Consider the following 17,485-nt stretch of genomic DNA (forward strand, 5'->3'; position numbering starts at 1 on the left):
AGTTTACTGGAGGTTTAATATGTCATTAGGTGGTTTAGCTTGGCTAATTGTGGCCATTGCCATTTTGATTTTGTTTGGCTCAATTGCGTTACTTGTGTATCGTATCACCAAGCCATTAAAAAATGTTTTAGTGGATGCGGATATTATTGCCCGTGAAGCTGATGAATTGATGGCAAATGCTAATACATTATTGGTTGATGTAAATGGTAAGGTAAGTACGCTTGATCCTGCCGTTAAGGCAGTTGCTGATTTAGGTGTTTCAGTTTCTGATTTGAATTCAGCAACTAAAAACCTAACTGGTAAGGCGCGTTCATCAAACGCATCAAAAGGGGCTTCAGCCTTTTCAACCATGAATAACATGCGCAAGAATCATAAGTCAAAAGCTAAGAGCAGTTCAACTGCTACAGAAGCAGCGACAGAAGTCACAGAATAAGCGAGGTGCTAAAAATGGGCAAGAATTTATTTAAAACAGTTTTGGTCGGTGGTGCAATTGCAGCAACTGGGTATGTTGTTTATAAGCGCCTTGACCAAAAGCAACAAACTGAAATTCAAAATGGTTTCGATAAGTTAAGTGATGATGCAAAAGGCTATCTTGAAGATGCGCAATACGCCGTGAATGATTTAGTGAATAAGGCCGGCTTGGACGAACAAGTGGCCCAATTGACTGATTCAGCCAGTGCAGCTAGTGAAAATGTGCAAAAGCACACAAAGAACTGGTGGCATAAGGCGCAAAAGTCGCTTGAAGAGGCGCGTCAAACAGCGGAAGCTAAAAAAGATGATGTTGAAGAAACAATTGTTGTAAGCTTAGACAATTTAGATGAAATTGAAGCTGAAGCAAAGGCACAAGTTGACGATATCGATGCTGATCAAGCTGCTAAAGCTGTATCAGATAAGGTAAAGGAAGTTGCGCCTGACGCGAGCGATATTCAACATGTTGCTGACAAGGCCAAGGAAGTTGCACCAGCTGATAAGGTCCAAGCAGTTGCTGACAAAGCAAAAGATTTGGATACGGATCAATTGGCACAAAGTGCAGCTGCTAAGACAAAGACAGCAGCTGACCGTGTTCAAGCAGCAGCAGATCGTGAAAATGGTTTAGCCGAATCTGGTAAAGCCGCACTTTCAAATAGCAAGAAAAATGGATTGGCTGATTCTGGTAAAACAGGACTTGCTGATACAAAATAATAAATTTTTAAAAAGGCGTTAGGCGTTGATCTAACGCCTTTTTTTTGTGCTTTTGAATAAAAAAAGTTAAAAACTAATTGACAAAACACGTAATTGTTCATATCATTTGATTATCGAATGTTTCGATGTTCGAAATAAAAAACAAGGAGTTTTATATGGTTGCATTAAGTACGACTGAAGTGATGGATTTAATTCCAAATCGTTATCCCATTTTATACATTGACTATGTTGATGAGATGACCCCAGATGAATCATTGATTGCGACTAAGAATGTGACAATCAATGAACCATATTTTCAAGGGCATTTTCCGAATAATCCAGTTATGCCAGGTGTCTTAACAATTGAAACAATGGCCCAGGCAGCATCAATTTTGATTCTGTCATCACCAAAGTTTGTGGGCAAGACGGCATATATGACTGGCGTTGACAAAGCGAAGTTTAAGCGGATGATTAAACCGGGTGACACATTGAAAGTACATGTGCAATTTGGTAATTTACGTGAGAACATGGGAACGGTTAAAGTTCAGACCTATGTCGATGAACAATTAGCGACAAGTGCTGAATTGATGTTCATTGTTTCAGATGATGAGCAAGCAAAATAAAAGATGGAGAAATAGCAATGGTTGCAAGTGAGGATACTTTTGAAGAAATCAATGATGCACTTGTAGACGTGTTTAATAATGTGGGTTGGATTGAAGAAGCTTCGTTGCATAATTCTGATTTTAAAGACATATCATTAAAAGAGATGCATATTATTGCGGCCATTTCGATGTACAAAGAACCAAGTGCATCTGAAGTAGCCAAGATTGTTCATCTAACACCGAGTTCAATGACGACGGCGGTTGATAAGTTAGTAAAAAAAGGCTATGTTGAACGACGGCGTTCGCAATCAGATCGTCGCATGGTGCGTTTGGGATTGACCCATCGAGGTCGCGTTGTCTATCGTGCTCATCAGGCTTTCCATCGTCATTTAACACATTATTTAGTTGATTCACTTGATGTATCTGATATGCGGGTGGTTGAAGATGCCATTTTACATCTTCAAGAATATTTGCATAACTTAAATCATTCTATTAATTAAAGATAATCCGATGGAAAAATTTTCAATTTTAGCAACGGCCTTATCAACTCCCAGTAAAGTTGTGACAAATGATGATCTATCAGCAATGATGGATACTTCTGATGATTGGATTAGCAGTCGTACAGGAATTCATCAACGTCATGTAACGACGGGGCAAACCACGACGGATTTAGCCGTGGATGTCGCCCAACAATTACTTCAAACGGCTGGGATGTCAGCAGACCAACTTGATTTTATTTTGGTGGCAACGATGTCACCAGATGCACTCGCACCAACTGTGGCAACGCAAGTTCAAAGTCAAATTGGTGCGACACATGCATTTGGATTAGATATTAATGCCGCATGTGCAGGTTTTGTGCATGCTATGAGTGTCGCAAGTAAGTTGTTGATGGGATCCTATCAAACTGGTTTGGTGATTGGCGCGGAGACGCTCAGTCGCTTAGTTGATTGGGATGATCGTTCAACGGCTGTATTGTTTGGGGATGGTGCTGGTGGTGTGTTGCTAACACAAACCAATGAACCAACCGGTTTATTAAGTGAAGGTTTGCATGCCTATGGCGCGCAAGGTGAGGCGTTAACAGCCGGACAACTAAGTCAACAGACACCTTTTAACCCCAGCGATGTATCAACGTTATTACCCTTTAAGATGAATGGACAAGCTGTTTATCAGTTTGCAACACGTCGCGTACCTGAGCTCATTAATGAGGTGGTACAAGCGGCAGACCTCACAATTGAGGATGTTGATTTATTTATCTTACATCAAGCGAATGCACGAATCGTTAAAAGTATTGCGAATCGTTTGCAACAACCGCTTGAAAAATTCCCAATGAATGTTGCCGATTATGGTAATACCAGTGCTGCAAGTATTCCAATTCTGTTAGCTGAATTGCAAGCAGCTGGAAAAGTGAAACCAGGTCAAAAAATTATGTTGGCAGGTTTTGGTGCAGGTCTTTCAACTGGTGGGACACTGATTCAAATTTAAGTTATAATAGAGATTATGCTTAACGGCATAATATGATTTTAGAAGAATTAGTTAACGTCGTTAACTAATTTAACGACACAAACATTTACTAGACAAATAAGAGGAGTTTTTTAACATGACTAACGAAGAGATTTTTAACAAGGTACAAGCAATTTTGATGGACCAATTTGATTTGGAAAGCAATGAAGTGCAATTGACAACAAACTTTGAAAACGACATGGAAGTTGATTCATTGGACTTGTTTGAAGTATTAAACAAGGTTGAAGAAGAATTCGATATTGAATTGGAAGTTGCTGAAGATATTGCATCTGTTCAAGACCTAGTTAACAAGATTCAAGAACAATTAAGCGCAAAGTAATTCACATTAAGGAGTAAACATGAACGTACAGTTAAATAACCCTATTTTTGAAAAGTTGGGGATGACTTATCCAATCATTCAAGGTGGTATGGCTTGGGCTGGAACGGGTCACTTAGCTGGTTCTGTTTCTGAAGCCGGTGGCCTTGGTATTATTGGAATTGGTTATTGGCATGCGGACCAAGTTCGTACTGAAATTCGACGTGCACGTGAAGTGACTGACCGTCCCTTTGGGGTCAACGTGATGTTGATGTCACGTCATATTCGCGAAGTTTTTGATGTCATTATTGAAGAAGGCATTAAGGTCGTTGCAACTGGGGCTGGTGATCCGTCACCATTCCTAGAAGAATTACATGAACATGGGATTATTGTGATGCCAGTTGTGCCATCCGTTGCCCTTGCTAAGATGATGGAAAAGAAAGGTGTCGATGCGGTTGTCGCTGAAGGTGCCGAATCCGGTGGACATATCGGTTCACTATCAACGATGGCGTTGGTCCCACAAGTTGTTGATGCCGTGAATATCCCGGTTATTGCAGCTGGTGGTATTGGGGATGGACGTGGTACTGCTGCTGCTGTGATGCTTGGTGCTAGTGGGGTTCAAATGGGAACGCGTTTCCTTGCTTCTGAGGAATCTGAAATTCATGAGAACTTTAAAAACGCCGTTGTTAAAGCACGCGATATTGATACAGTTGTCACAGGTGAATTATTAGGTAACCGTGCGCGTGTCTTGAAAACCAAAATGTCTAAGCAATACATTAAAAATGAACGTCTCGAAGTGACGAAGCCAAAGCCAGACGCTGATGCGATGGAAAAGCTTGAAAATGGTACTTTGAAAAACGCCGTGATTGATGGTGATAAAAATACTGGTGCGTTCATGGCTGGTGAGATTGCAGGATTGATTAAGGAAGTGGAACCCGTTTCTCAAATTTTGGAGCAGACGTGGAGCCAAGCATCTGAATTATTGACGCAATCTTGGGGGACTCATTAATGCGAATTGGATTGTTATTAAGTGGCCAAGGTGCACAAAAAGCCGGCATGGGGCGTGATCTATTTGATAGTAACGCAGACTATCGTGCTGTTGTTGAACGCGCTAGCGAGTTAATGGGATGTGATTTTCAAAAGGATATTTTGGAGGATGACGCCAAGTTAGCTCAGACACAATATGCGCAAGTTGCCATTTATACAATGTCAATGGGAATTTATGCTGCGTTAGATGATGCGATTAAAGAGCAAGTTGTTGGGACCCTAGGCCTTAGTTTAGGTGAATATACAGCTTTAACCATTGCAGGGAGTCTCACTTTTGATCAAGCATTTAATATTTTGAAAGATCGCGGTCGCTTTATGCAAGCTGCAAGTGAAGAAGTTTCTAGTAAAATGATTGTTGTATTAAGCGAACAACAAGCAGAAATTTTGAAATTAATGCAACAAGCACAAAGCGAAGGCGCAACGCTATATCCTGCTAATTTTAATACACCAAAGCAGTTGGTCATTGCCGGACTTGGTTCTGATATTGACAGTTTTACCAATACACTAACAGCTAAAGATATCCGTGTGGTACCGCTAGCTGTTAGTGGGGCTTTTCATACACCCTTTATGGCGAGTGCGGGGACCAAATTAGTGGAACGTTTAGCAACCGAATCATTTGGGGCTTTAACGATGCCAGTTTATTCAAACACAACTGGTCGTGTCTTTGAGGATATTCAGGCAACCCTAAACGAGCAAATTGTTAAGCCAACGCATTTTTCAGATGCAATGTTGGCAATGGCAGATGCCGGTTTGGATGCAACGATTGAATTAGGACCAGATAAAACATTAACAAAATTTGCTAAGCAAATGCTTGATAAGGATGTTGCGCGTTATAGTATTAATGACTTAGCATCTTTGGAGAGTGTGACGCTAAAATTAGCTGAAGGCGAGGAAATCTGATGGATTTAAAGGATAAGAATGTCTTAATTACTGGATCAACGCGTGGAATTGGTTTGTCAATTGCTAAGCGTTTCAGTGCACAAGGGGCAAATGTTATTTTGCATGGTCGTTCAGAACCAAAGCCTGAGGTTTTAGCTGCTTTTCCAGAAGGAACTAAATTTATTACGGGCGACATTTCAGATGCACAAGCAATGAAGGATGTATTAACGGCGTTGATTGCGGATGTTGATCACATTGATGTGTTAGTTAATAATGCTGGAATTGTGAAGGATACATTGACAATTCGGATGTCAACAGATGCTTTTGCGGATGTGGTGAATACGAATTTGAATGGCACTTTTAATGTGACACAACCTATTTTCAAGCATATGCTTAAGCAACGTACTGGTGTGATTTTAAATATGTCTTCAATTGTTGGGTTGCATGGAAATATTGGCCAAGCGAATTATTCTGCATCTAAGGCAGGTTTAATTGGTCTAACCAAGTCACTTGCTAAGGAAGGTGCCATGCGTGGTGTTCGCGTTAATGCGATTGCCCCAGGGATGATTGCATCAGATATGACGAGTCAATTGAGCGAAAAAATGCAAACAACAATTAAAGAGTCAATTCCATTGAAACGTTTCGGTGAAGTTGATGAAATTGCACAAACAGCACAATTCTTAGTGGAAAACGAATACTTGACCGGACAAACAATCACGGTTGATGGTGGGCTTTCACTTTAATTTGAAATAGTTGAGGTAAACAAAAATGACAAGAGTTGTAATAACTGGGTTAGGTGCGGTTACACCACTTGGTAATTCAGCCACGACTTATTTAGATAATCTAATGGCTGGAAAAATTGGGATTACAGAAATCACAAAGTTTGATCCATCAGAAACTGGTATCTCAGTAGCAGGTGAAGTAAAAGACTTTGATCCAGCAGAACGTGTTGGAAAACGTGAAGCCCGTAAAATGGATTTGTTTTCACAATATGGGGTTCATGCAGCAGGTGAAGCTCTTGAGCAAGCGGGTATTGATGAAGAAAATACGGATCCAGCTCGGATGGGGGTCATTTTGGGTAATGGAATTGGTGGCTTGATTACGATTCAGCAACAAGTTATCAAGATGCACGACAAAGGACCTCGTCGCGTGAGCCCAATGTTCGTCCCAATGGCAATTCCTAACATGTTGTCTGGAAACGTTTCAATGCGCTACGGTGCCAAAAATGTGAATTATGTGCTTTCAACAGCCTGTGCTTCAGCAACAAATGCAATTGGAGAAGCGTATATGCGCATTCAAAATGGCATGGCTGATGTCATGATTACCGGTGGGTCAGAAGCAACCATTGAAGAAATGGGTATTTCTGGTTTTGCGGCGTTGACGGCCCTATCAAAAAATACAGACCCTGAACATGCATCACTGCCATTTGATGAAGATCGTAATGGCTTTGTGATGGGTGAAGGATCTGGAATTGTCATCATTGAGTCTTTGGAACACGCACAAGCGCGTGGTGCTGAAATCTTAGGTGAAGTTGTTGGATATGGTGCCAATTCAGATGCTTATCATTTGACGGCGCCAACACCTGATGGTTCAGGACCTGCTGGTGCGATGGAATTGGCCTTAGAAAATGCGCACTTAGAACCAAGTCAAATTGACTACCTAAATGCACATGGAACGGCGACACCAACTAATGATGCTGCCGAAGCCAATGCAATCACACGTGTATTCGGTGATCGTGGTGTTGATGTCTCATCAACTAAGGGAATGACTGGACACTTACTTGGTGCAGCTGGTGCCGTTGAAGCGATTGCTGCCATCGGTGCAACTTTACGCGATGAAATGCCAGCAAACATTGGTGTAACACATCAAGATGAAGCGACAAAGGGTGTTAAGTTAGTTGAATTAGGCCAGCAGAAGAAACCAGTTCATTATGCAATGTCTGCTAACTATGGTTTTGGTGGACATAATGCAGCTTTGATCTTTAAGGATTGGAGTGAATAAGATGGAATTAACATTAGATGAATTAAAAGATTTAATCCAAACCATTAATGATAGTGAATTACGTGAATTTTCAATTAATGAAGGTGATTATGCGCTTCATTTAAGTAAAAATGATGCCCCAACAATGGTTCAGCCAGCTGTGGTACCTGAAGTCATGAGTGACGGGGCAGGATCTGTCACAAGTACTGAAACACAAAATGATGCCCAACCAGCTGAAGTGCTGGGGAGTTTTATTACCGCACCATTAGTTGGAACAGCCTACTTGCGTCCAAATCCAGATGCTAAGCCATTTGTTAATGTTGGGGATCATGTCGCTGTTGGTGACCAAGTTGCCTTGATTGAAGCCATGAAATTGATGACACCGATTAAGAGTGATGTCGCGGGTACCGTGAAACGAATTCTGGTATCAGATGAAGATATGGTTGATTACGATATGAATTTGATTGAAATTCTACCTGATTAGCAGAATGTAAAATGAGGGGTTTTTAAATGGATTTAAATACACAAGAAGTTCAAGAAATTTTGCCACATCGCTATCCCATGTTGTTAGTTGATCGTGTGGAAGATTTGATTCCAGGTGAAACAGCAACAGGGATTAAAAATGTATCGATGAACGAAGAAGTTTTCCAAGGTCATTTTCCTGGAAACCCAACTTTTCCTGGGGTATTAATGGTTGAAGCATTGGCCCAAACGGGGGCGATTGCCATTCTGTCATTACCTGAATATAAAGGGAAGACTGTTTATTTGGCTAGCATTCCAAAGGCACGTTTCCGTAAGAAGGTTGAACCTGGGGATCAATTAAAGTTGACCGTCGAGCTTGAACGCTTCCGTGGACGAATGGGTGTTGGTAAAGGAACTGCTTATGTTAATGGTAAGCGTGTGACAACAGCTGAGTTAACATTTGCGATTGGAGATTAACCATGTTCAAAAAAGTTTTAGTTGCCAATCGTGGTGAAATTGCGGTTAGAATTATCCGTACATTACGCGAAATGGGGATCCAATCCGTTGCTGTTTATTCAACAGCAGATAAAGATAGTCTTCATGTAAAATTGGCAGATGAGGCTGTTGCGATTGGTGGTCCTCGCGCTCAAGATAGTTATTTAGATATGAATAACATTTTAAGCGCAGCCTTATTGACCGGTGCTGATGCAATTCACCCGGGTTATGGCTTTCTTTCTGAAAATGAAATGTTTGCGGAAATGGTTACGGCCGTGGGCATTAAATGGATTGGTCCGAGTGCGGATGTGATTGCCTTGATGGGGAATAAAGCACAAGCACGAGAAGCCATGCGTAAAGCTGGCGTTCCAGTGATTCCGGGTTCTGAAGGTTTTGTTCGTGATGTGAAAGCAGTTGAGCAGATTGCTGACAAGATTGGTTATCCAATTTTGTTGAAAGCGGCTGCTGGTGGCGGTGGTAAAGGGATGCGTTTTGTGTATCATGCAGATGAATTACAAACGCAATTTACTGATGCGCAACATGAAGCGCGGGCCGCTTTTGGGGATGATCACTTATATGTTGAAAAAGTGATGACGGATGTACGCCATATTGAAATGCAAATTATGCGTGATCAATTTGGCCACTATGTTTATTTTCCTGAACGTAATTGTTCGCTACAGCGAAAGAATCAAAAGTTGATTGAAGAAACACCTGCAGTGGGTGTTTCGGAGGAGCAACGTGCCGATTTGGGAGCAATTGCCAAATTAGCCGTTGAGTCCATTGATTATGAAAATACAGGGACGATTGAATTTTTGGAAGATGCGCAAGGAAATTTTTATTTCATGGAAATGAACACGCGTATTCAAGTTGAACATCCCGTAACAGAAATGTTAGTGAATGTGGACTTAGTCCGTCTTCAAGTCCTTGTGGCAGCAGGTGAAGCATTGCCAATGGAACAAGCTGATATTCACATGCAAGGTCATGTGATTGAAGCGCGCATTAATGCTGAAGTTCCTGAAAAAGGATTTCTACCAAGTACTGGTTTAATTTCTGATTTATTTTGGCCAAATGGTGGTTTAGGTGCGCGTATTGATACGGGTATTTATAATCAAGACCGGGTACAACCCTATTATGATGCCATGATTGGGAAAGTGATTGCCAAAGATGATGACCGTACACTTGCCTTACAAAAGTTACGGCGTTTGCTATCAGAAGTACACATTGGTGGTATTCAAACAAATCGTGCTTTTCAGTTAGATTTATTATCGGATGCACATTTTGTTTCCGGTGATTTTAATACAACTTATATAGAGGATTATTTCTTGCCAGCTTGGCAAGAAACAGTGAAGGAGGATAGCAATGGGAGCGGTACATCAATTTAAAAATGAACCTTCTGATGCAGCAAAAAAAGTGCCGGATGGTCTTTTTGTTGACTGCCCTTACTGTCATACTCACTTTTATGAAAAGCAACTTGGTGCCTATAAAGAATGTCCTGAGTGTGGTTATGCTTTCCGTTTGACGGCGCAAGAACGCATTGATCAATTAGTCGATGCGGATACTTTTGTCGAAATGGATGCGCATTTGTCATTGCAAAACCCAAGTTTTCCTGGATATTCTGAAAAATTGCATAAAGCGCAGCGGGCAACGCAGATGCGCGATGCAGTCATGACAGGCTTGGCTGAAGTACAGGGCCAAAAAATTGCGCTAGGTGTGATGGATAGCCATTTTGTGATGGGATCTTTGGGAACCATCGTTGGTGAAAAAATTACGCGTTTATTTGAAAAAGCGTTGCAGGAGCACTTGCCAGTTGTCTTGTTTACGGCCTCAGGTGGGGCACGTATGCAAGAAGGGATTCAATCCTTAATGCAGATGGCAAAAATTTCAGGCGCATTAGCCCGTTTTCAACAAGCTGGTTTATTTTATCTGGTTGTGCTTACTGATCCAACGACAGGTGGTGTGACCGCCTCGTTTGCGATGGATGGGGATGTGACTTTAGCTGAATCACATGCGTTAATTGGTTTTGCCGGACGCCGTGTGATTGAACAAACATTACATGAAAAATTACCAGATGATTTCCAACGCGCTGAATCATTGCAGAAACAAGGTTTTGTGGATGCCATTATTAAGCGACCTGATTTAGCAGATACTATCGCTAAGCTAGTACGAATGCATCAAAGAAAAGAGGTCTAACATGAATTTATTTAAACGTGAGTTAGACCCAGCAGAAATTGTTGCAAAATCTCGTGAAGATCGTTATCCAGCAAATTATATTATTCAATCATTATTTTCGGACTTTTTTGAAATGCACGGTGATCGCTTAAATGGTGATGATCCAAGCATTATTGCTGGTGTTGCGATGCTGAATGAGCAACCTGTGACAGTTATTGCCATTGATAAAGGTGTTACCTTAGATGAAAAGGTCGCTAAACGAAACGGGTCGCCAACACCTAATGGTTACCGTAAAGCGCAACGAATGATGGAACAAGCAGAAAAGTTTCGTCGTCCCATTATTACGCTGATTAATACACCTGGAGCTTATCCGGGAAAAGAAGCAGAAGAAAATGGTCAAGGTGAAGCAATTGCTCAATCTATTTTAAAGAGCATGCAATTAACGGTGCCAATTATTGCGATTATTTACGGTGAAGGTGGTTCAGGTGGGGCGCTAGCATTAGCGACCGCCGATGAAGTTTGGATGCTCGAAAATGCGACTTATTCGGTGTTATCACCTGAAGGTTTTGCTTCTATTCTATGGAAAGATGGTAAACGTTCTGATGAAGCAGCCCGCATTATGGGCTTAACGGCTAATGAATTGTTTGATCAAGGGGTGATTGATTATGTTATCCCTGAAGGTTGGACAAAACGTCGTTTAATGCGCTTGATTCAATTACGTTTAGAGCAATCGATTGAACGGCTCATGAAGTATGATCCGAATGAATTGGTTGCGCGCCGACAACAACGATTTAGAAAATTTTAAAATGATAACAAAAAAGCAGTTACTTAAATTTAAGTAACTGCTTTTTTTAGTCAATAATTTGTAATTCTTTTGAAGAGTGGGTGAAAGAATCAGCACCATTCTCAGTTAGGACAATTGAATCTTCAATTCGAATTCCCAAATCACCGGGGATGTAAATACCAGGTTCAATTGAGAAGGCCATGCCAGGTTCCAAAACCAATTCGTTGTTTTCAGCAATTTGAATTGATTCATGCACAGAACTACCAAGTCCATGCCCAAGGCGATGCACGAAATATTCACCATAACCAGCCTTAGTGATAACGTCACGGGCAATCCCATCAAGTTCACCAGCAGTCATACCAGGTTTAACGGCGTCTTGAGCCGCTAGCTGCGCTTCAAGCACAACATTGTAGATATCGCGTTGGTGGTCAGAAACTTGCTTAAAGGCGACTGTACGCGTGCTGTCTGAGACGTAGCCATCATAAACGGTTCCTAAGTCAAACAGCGCTAAATCACCATTTTGGAGCTTCGTCTGTCCGGTTGAACCATGTGGGTTAGCAGCATGCTGACCAAACTGAACAAGGGTTTCAAATGACATGGCAGGTACACCAGATGCTTTAATGTGATATTCCAAAGCTGCCATTACTTCAAGTTCGCTTTTTCCTTCAGCAAGGGCATCAAATCCAAATTGGAAGGCACGATCGGCATCATCACCCGCGTGATGCATTTTTTCAATTTCACTTGCTGTTTTAATTAAACGCATCCGCTCAATTAGAGGTGTGATATCTCCATTAAACTGGGCATCCGGCACAGCTTGTTGAATGCGCTTGGCACGGTCTAGGGTCAAGGTACCTTGTTCAACGGCCCAATTCTTTGTTTGGTGTGTAAGTGCCTTAATATGGTCACCAATTAACGCAAACGGATTTTGTGAGTCTTGATAACCATAAACAGGATAAGGCCATCCTGCTTCTTTGACTGCTTCAACTTCTAAAGCAGGAGCAAAAATAAATGGATCAGCTTGTGGGAAGAGGACAAGCGCCAAAATACGTTCAATCGGGTCTGATTCAAAACCAGTTAGGTATGAAATTGCATGATAGTCGGAAATGTAGCCAACATCATGACCTGTCTCATTGAGCCAGTTTTGAAGTTCTTTAATATTTTGATACATTAGCAATGCTCCTTTTTCTTAAATTACTCTCATTGTACACGTTTTCAGAAATCAATGTGTTATTTTTGAAAAAATTATGCTAAAATGAGTTCTTGCGAAATGAAAAAGATATGAAAGCGTGTTAAAATAACAATGGTAGCGCTTACAATAAAAACGAAGGAGTTTATTTATGGATAAACAAACAATCACCATCTATGACGTGGCCCGTGAAGCCAAAGTATCAATGGCAACCGTGTCACGTGTTGTGAATGGTAACGCAAATGTTAAGCCTGCAACAAAGGAAAAAGTTGAAAAGGTCATCGCTGACTTAGGATACCGTCCTAATGCAGTAGCGCGTGGTTTAGCATCACGCAAAACCACGACCGTGGGCCTAATTATTCCGGATTTAACTGACCAATATTTTGCTGAACTAGCACGTGGTATTGAAGATGTGGCTCGGATGTATGATTATCAAATTATTTTATCAAGTTCAAATGGGACTGATATGAAAACTGATTTGATTGATAATTTATTGGGTAAGCAGGTTGACGGGATGATTTACATGGGAAATCAAATCGCACCTGACTTCGAGGAACGTTTGATTGAGATTGACTTACCTGTTGTTTTGACAGGAACACTTGATGTTGATAAAAAATTAGCGAGTGTTAATATTGATTATTTCCGTGCCTTTAGCGCTGCCACAAAACGTTTGATTGAGCATGGGCATAAAGAAATTGCCTTTGTTTCAGTTCCGATTACGAAACATACAAAACAAGATTATAAGCTAAAGGGTTACCAAGATGCATTAGTACAGGCTGGCTTAGGGCTTAGTGATAAGCTTGTCTTTGAAGCAGATGCTACTTATGAAGCAGGGTATGCTGCGGCTAAGTCAATTGCTGATTCAGATGCGACTGCTGCAATGGTGGCCACTGATGAAATGGCAGCTGGTGTATTGAATGGTTTGACTGATCTAGGTGTTAAGATACCAGAAGACTTTGAACTGATTTCAAGTAATAATTCCCAATTAACGCAAATTACACGTCCAACGATGGCATCAATTACGCAACCAATTTATGACATGGGAGCGGTAGCGATGCGTATGTTAACAAAGCTCATGCAGCATGAAGCTTTAGATGAAACACAAATTGAATTGAATTATGGTTTTGCTGAACGTGGTTCAATGCGTAAATCATAAAAAAAACACCATTTCAAACGAAATGGTGTTTTTTAGTTTAACAATAAGGAGACAACGGGATTTGAACCCGTGCGCCGGCTCTACACCGGTTCGGCGGATTTCGAGTCCGCTGCATTACCACTCTGCCATATCTCCAAGTACAGTCAATAATTATAAAGCTAATCATCGAAAGATTCAAGAAAACCACCAATTATATAATTGGTGGTTTTCTTAGGATAGCTCATCAGGGAATTGAACCCTGGATGCCGGTGTGAAAAACCGGAGTCTTAACCACTTGACCAATGAGCCATAAAATTAAAAAAATGAAACAATAGCTCATCAGGGAGTCGAACCCTGGATGCCGGTGTGAAAAACCGGAGTCTTAACCGCTTGACCAATGAGCCATAAAATTAAAAAAATGAAGCAATAGCTCATCAGGGAATTGAACCCTGGATGCCGGTGTGAAAAACCGGAGTCTTAACCACTTGACCAATGAGCCATAAAATTAAAAAAATGAAGCAATAGCTCATCAGGGAATTGAACCCTGGATGCCGGTGTGAAAAACCGGAGTCTTAACCACTTGACCAATGAGCCATAAATTGAATTAACAACAAGAGATAATATACCAGATACATCAGAGACATGCAACTAAATTAACTGATTTTTTTTATTTTTTATTTGAAAACTTGTCACCGAAGGGGCGAATGGCTTAAGATGGGAAGCATATTAGAAACACGGGGAGCGGGACAGTGGATAAGTTAAGATGGGTTTTAGATCGTCAGGAACAAGATATTGTACGGTTAAATGATTATTTGTTATCACGCCTTGATGATATTGTGCCAATTACAACGGTTATGCACGATTTAGAATGGTCTCGTTATCGCGTGCTTTCAACATTAGATTCATTAGTGAATGATTTGACGTTTTTGCAAAAAGGAATGAATGAGGATGATAAATACCAACTTTTTGCAAAGGTCATTAAAATTGACCATAGTGTGCAAATCAACACATTGGCATTAGAATACGAATATCGACAACGGTCCATTGCGTGGTTAATGCTCCTGGAAATGTTAACGGAACAAGTTGATTCTTATGAAACATTCGCTGAACGCCATAATGTTTCTGTCGCGGTTGTCCGGGCTGCGAAGCAAAAAATTCAAGATGCCTTTGCCAATCAAGACATTGAAGTCAGTAAAAATAATCGGATTGTCGGAAACGAAGTGATTGTCCGATCATTCTTTATGCAACTGATGCGTTATTACCATGCACAAATTGAAACATCGCTGATTCAATCGACGCGTGAAGAGGCCCTTTTAACTGAGAGCTTAATTGAGGAACTGCTTAAAATTTATGATTTACCACAAGATGTGACCAGCCATAGTGTGATTTCTTTGCAAGTATTAATTTGGTTGGTACGTGTTCAAAACGGCCATCAATTGCATGAATATGATTTGCCAAAATTATTGAAACCACAAACGGAATGGCCACAAGCCTACCAAGAGTTGGCCAAAAAATTGGTGGCAATTATGAAGCAAGTATCGGATCTACCTGATCATGTGTTACGAACAGAAGCGGATTTTGCCGTTCTAGCATTGTTCACCAGTGGATTAGTGACGGATTTCCCGCAATCGATGCTGACAACTGAAGCGCAAAAGCATATTAGTTCGTTTAAACATATTTTAGAACAAACGTATCAACAATTTTTCCATCAGACGATTGATCCAACGATTGAAGAACAATTATATCAAGCCACGTTGAGCAGTAATCTACGCACAATGTATTTTATGAAAGATTTAGTTCAAAGCTCAGTTGATATTGGTGTGTTGGAAAGTAACTTCCCAATTCATGCGCGTTTTGTGGGAAAATTGATGAAAAATATTGCTGAACAATGGACTCCCGATGAACAGCGCAAATTTATGCGGGTGCAATTTGAAGATTATTTCAATTCAGCAATTATGTATTTGCCACCGAAATTGATTGTGCCACCTGTTCGTGTCGCAATTGGCTTTATTTACCATCCTATGATGCGACAACTTATCTGTGAGCAACTTGCCCATAGTCGTAATATCAATTTTGAATTTGTAGAAATTGGGACAGAAGCAGATTTGTACATTTCTGATATTCCTTTAGAAGGTAATGTCACCGTCCCCGGTTATATTTGGAATATTTATCCGGATAATCATACACTTGATCAGTTCATGCAAGATGCTTTGCAGGTAGCGGTTAAACATTTTAAAAATTCTGAATACTAAAAGACTTGTCTAATTCCAAGTCTCCCAAATTTTTTGCGTGTTTTTTACAAAATAAAAAAAAAATAACATGGCATTTTACACGATTATTAGCTATTCTATTGAGTATAGTAGTGAGGTTGCTTTATGAGGGGATGTGCAAGCACATTTTAAGCACCCTTAGCTACATTTAGCTTTGGGGAAAGTTAAGAGAGTATACCTTTATGGGGGAAAGAAGAGAGTCAGGTAACTGACTCTCTTTTATTTTGCAAAAAAAGTGAAGTTTAGTGTTAAAATAGACTTTTAAATTAAGAAAAGGATTGTGATGAGCATGATAGCTGGGAAAAAAATTGTGTTGGTTGTGACAGGGGGCATTGCAGCCTATAAAACACTCATATTGGCGCGATTATTAATTAAGGCGCACGCCGAGGTTCGCGTTGTAATGACGCATGCAGCCACAGAGTTTGTAACGCCAAAAACATTCAGCGTCTTAACACAGCATGATGTGTTAACAGATTTATTTAGCGACCAAACGCAAGCCGATATTTCACATATTGAGCTGGCAGACTGGGCTGATTATATGTTGGTCGTGCCAGCGACGGCGAATTTTATGGCCAAAATGGTTCAAGGCATTGCTGACGATGCTGCTTCTAGCGTGGTGATTGCGCGCCATACACCAATTGCGATTGCACCAGCTATGAATTTAAACATGTATCAAAATCCGGCCGTTGTTCGTAATTTAGAACAATTAAAAGCAGATGGTGTGCATATTATTGAACCGGTGGTGGGTGATTTAGCTGAAGGTTACCAAGGTAAAGGGCGCTTACCCGAACCAGAGGATCTCTATGCCCAAATTGAAGTGTTAATGGAACGTGACTTGGGGACGCCAGTATTGACTGGTAAACGCGTCTTGATTTCTGCAGGTGGCACGAAAGAAGCCATTGATCCAGTGCGGTATATTGCGAATCGGTCATCTGGAAAAATGGGTTATGCTTTAGCGCAAGCAGCAGTTCAAGCCGGTGCACAAGTTGATTTAGTGTCAACGGTTCAACTACCGGCACCAATGTTTACGAATGTGATTGCCGTCGAAACGGCAGATCAAATGTTAGCCGCTATGCAGGCTCACTTTGAACAAGCGGATATTGTGATTATGGCGGCCGCAGTGGCGGACTATCGTGTCGCAAATCCAGCTAATCAAAAAATCAAAAAAGACCCCGACCAAAAGGGGTTAACGTTGAATTTAGTTGAAAATCCTGATATTTTGGCGCAGTTAGGGGCTAAAAAGACGCATCAATATTTAGTGGGGTTTGCAGCTGAAACACAAAATCTTTTGGAACATGCGCAAGCAAAGTTAATCAAAAAGCAAGCAGATTTGTTAATTGCAAATGATGTATCCAATCATGACATTGCATTTGGGTCTGATAATAATGAAGTCACGCTATTATCAAAAAATGATGCGCCTAAACATTTACCGTTAACGGATAAATTAACTTTGTCACATCAAATTCTAGAAATTATCGCTGCGCAAATGGAGGAATAGT

The 17,485-nt window shown here is 40.8% G+C and carries 19 protein-coding genes and 5 tRNA genes; 18 read left to right on the plus strand and 6 right to left on the minus strand.

Going from position 1 to position 17,485, the window contains the following annotated elements; translation table 11 throughout:
• Positions 1–19 precede the first annotated feature (19 nt).
• The 15 genes from IV67_RS07245 to accA all read left to right on the plus strand — a co-directional run bounded on the left by IV67_RS07245 (position 20) and on the right by accA (position 11,416).
• Entirely contained in the window at positions 20–433 is a 414-nt protein-coding gene (locus IV67_RS07245; RefSeq protein ID WP_057788553.1) for a DUF948 domain-containing protein, read from the plus strand.
• Between the two features lie 14 nt (positions 434–447).
• Complete coding sequence (locus IV67_RS07250; RefSeq protein WP_057788555.1) at positions 448–1,182, plus strand: hypothetical protein; 735 nt, start codon at positions 448–450, stop codon at positions 1,180–1,182.
• A 155-nt stretch (positions 1,183–1,337) separates the two neighbouring features.
• Positions 1,338–1,784, plus strand: a complete 447-nt coding sequence (gene fabZ, locus IV67_RS07255) for a 3-hydroxyacyl-ACP dehydratase FabZ (protein WP_057788557.1) — start codon at positions 1,338–1,340, stop codon at positions 1,782–1,784.
• A gap of 17 nt (positions 1,785–1,801) precedes the next feature.
• A complete protein-coding gene (locus IV67_RS07260) occupies positions 1,802–2,263 on the plus strand; it encodes a MarR family winged helix-turn-helix transcriptional regulator (protein ID WP_057788559.1) in 462 nt (153 codons plus the stop codon).
• 10 nt (positions 2,264–2,273) lie between these two features.
• Positions 2,274–3,245: a beta-ketoacyl-ACP synthase III gene (locus IV67_RS07265; RefSeq protein WP_057788561.1), complete on the plus strand. Its 972-nt coding sequence runs from the start codon at positions 2,274–2,276 to the stop codon at positions 3,243–3,245.
• Positions 3,246–3,360: 115 nt separating this feature from the next.
• Positions 3,361–3,603, plus strand: coding sequence for an acyl carrier protein (locus IV67_RS07270; RefSeq protein WP_057788563.1), 243 nt, complete (start codon positions 3,361–3,363; stop codon positions 3,601–3,603).
• A gap of 19 nt (positions 3,604–3,622) precedes the next feature.
• The gene (locus IV67_RS07275) at positions 3,623–4,588 is read left to right on the plus strand and encodes a DUF561 domain-containing protein (protein WP_057788565.1); all 966 of its coding nucleotides are present in this window, start codon (positions 3,623–3,625) and stop codon (positions 4,586–4,588) included.
• Positions 4,588–5,526, plus strand: a complete 939-nt coding sequence (locus tag IV67_RS07280; RefSeq protein ID WP_057788567.1) for an ACP S-malonyltransferase — start codon at positions 4,588–4,590, stop codon at positions 5,524–5,526. Before IV67_RS07275 ends, IV67_RS07280 begins: the two co-directional genes overlap by 1 nt.
• Positions 5,526–6,248 carry a 3-oxoacyl-ACP reductase family protein gene (locus IV67_RS07285; RefSeq protein ID WP_057788569.1) on the plus strand — a complete coding sequence of 241 codons (723 nt, stop codon included), beginning with the start codon at positions 5,526–5,528 and terminating at the stop codon, positions 6,246–6,248. Before IV67_RS07280 ends, IV67_RS07285 begins: the two co-directional genes overlap by 1 nt.
• Positions 6,249–6,273: 25 nt before the next feature.
• On the plus strand, positions 6,274–7,506 hold the full coding sequence (fabF, locus tag IV67_RS07290; protein ID WP_057788571.1) for a beta-ketoacyl-ACP synthase II: 1,233 nt from the start codon (positions 6,274–6,276) through the stop codon (positions 7,504–7,506).
• Position 7,507: 1 nt separating this feature from the next.
• Positions 7,508–7,969, plus strand: a complete 462-nt coding sequence (gene accB / locus IV67_RS07295; protein WP_057788574.1) for an acetyl-CoA carboxylase biotin carboxyl carrier protein — start codon at positions 7,508–7,510, stop codon at positions 7,967–7,969.
• Between the two features lie 26 nt (positions 7,970–7,995).
• Positions 7,996–8,424, plus strand: coding sequence for a 3-hydroxyacyl-ACP dehydratase FabZ (gene fabZ, locus IV67_RS07300; protein ID WP_057788576.1), 429 nt, complete (start codon positions 7,996–7,998; stop codon positions 8,422–8,424).
• Between the two features lie 2 nt (positions 8,425–8,426).
• Entirely contained in the window at positions 8,427–9,824 is a 1,398-nt protein-coding gene (locus IV67_RS07305; RefSeq protein ID WP_057788577.1) for an acetyl-CoA carboxylase biotin carboxylase subunit, read from the plus strand.
• Positions 9,802–10,632, plus strand: coding sequence for an acetyl-CoA carboxylase, carboxyltransferase subunit beta (accD, locus tag IV67_RS07310; RefSeq protein WP_057788579.1), 831 nt, complete (start codon positions 9,802–9,804; stop codon positions 10,630–10,632). The genes IV67_RS07305 and accD overlap by 23 nt, the downstream gene beginning before the upstream one ends.
• A gap of 1 nt (position 10,633) precedes the next feature.
• The gene (gene accA / locus IV67_RS07315) at positions 10,634–11,416 is read left to right on the plus strand and encodes a carboxyltransferase subunit alpha (protein ID WP_057788581.1); all 783 of its coding nucleotides are present in this window, start codon (positions 10,634–10,636) and stop codon (positions 11,414–11,416) included.
• A gap of 46 nt (positions 11,417–11,462) precedes the next feature.
• Here the strand turns inward: accA and IV67_RS07320 are convergent, their stop codons facing one another.
• On the minus strand, positions 11,463–12,563 hold the full coding sequence (locus IV67_RS07320) for a M24 family metallopeptidase (RefSeq protein ID WP_057788583.1): 1,101 nt from the start codon (positions 12,561–12,563) through the stop codon (positions 11,463–11,465).
• Between the two features lie 169 nt (positions 12,564–12,732).
• Between IV67_RS07320 and ccpA the strand changes: the two genes are divergently transcribed.
• Positions 12,733–13,737 carry a catabolite control protein A gene (gene ccpA / locus IV67_RS07325; RefSeq protein WP_057788585.1) on the plus strand — a complete coding sequence of 335 codons (1,005 nt, stop codon included), beginning with the start codon at positions 12,733–12,735 and terminating at the stop codon, positions 13,735–13,737.
• Between the two features lie 46 nt (positions 13,738–13,783).
• On the opposite strand, the gene IV67_RS07330 is transcribed toward ccpA, so the two are convergent.
• The 5 genes from IV67_RS07330 to IV67_RS07350 form a co-directional block, all read right to left on the minus strand.
• A tRNA-Ser gene (locus tag IV67_RS07330) sits at positions 13,784–13,872 on the minus strand.
• An 81-nt stretch (positions 13,873–13,953) separates the two neighbouring features.
• A tRNA-Glu gene (locus IV67_RS07335) sits at positions 13,954–14,025 on the minus strand.
• A 23-nt stretch (positions 14,026–14,048) separates the two neighbouring features.
• A tRNA-Glu gene (locus IV67_RS07340) sits at positions 14,049–14,120 on the minus strand.
• 23 nt (positions 14,121–14,143) lie between these two features.
• Positions 14,144–14,215 (minus strand) — tRNA-Glu (locus tag IV67_RS07345).
• Between the two features lie 23 nt (positions 14,216–14,238).
• Positions 14,239–14,310: transfer RNA gene (locus tag IV67_RS07350), tRNA-Glu, on the minus strand.
• A gap of 155 nt (positions 14,311–14,465) precedes the next feature.
• Here IV67_RS07350 and IV67_RS07355 point away from each other — a divergent pair.
• Both IV67_RS07355 and coaBC read left to right on the plus strand, forming a co-directional pair.
• Positions 14,466–15,968, plus strand: coding sequence for a helix-turn-helix domain-containing protein (locus IV67_RS07355; protein ID WP_057788586.1), 1,503 nt, complete (start codon positions 14,466–14,468; stop codon positions 15,966–15,968).
• Between the two features lie 301 nt (positions 15,969–16,269).
• Positions 16,270–17,484, plus strand: a complete 1,215-nt coding sequence (gene coaBC, locus IV67_RS07360) for a bifunctional phosphopantothenoylcysteine decarboxylase/phosphopantothenate--cysteine ligase CoaBC (RefSeq protein WP_420031183.1) — start codon at positions 16,270–16,272, stop codon at positions 17,482–17,484.
• The last annotated feature ends 1 nt before the right edge of the window (position 17,485 follow it).

Origin of the sequence: Weissella minor, assembly GCF_001437425.1 — a bacterium.
GTDB classification, from domain to species: Bacteria; Bacillota; Bacilli; order Lactobacillales; family Lactobacillaceae; genus Weissella; species Weissella minor.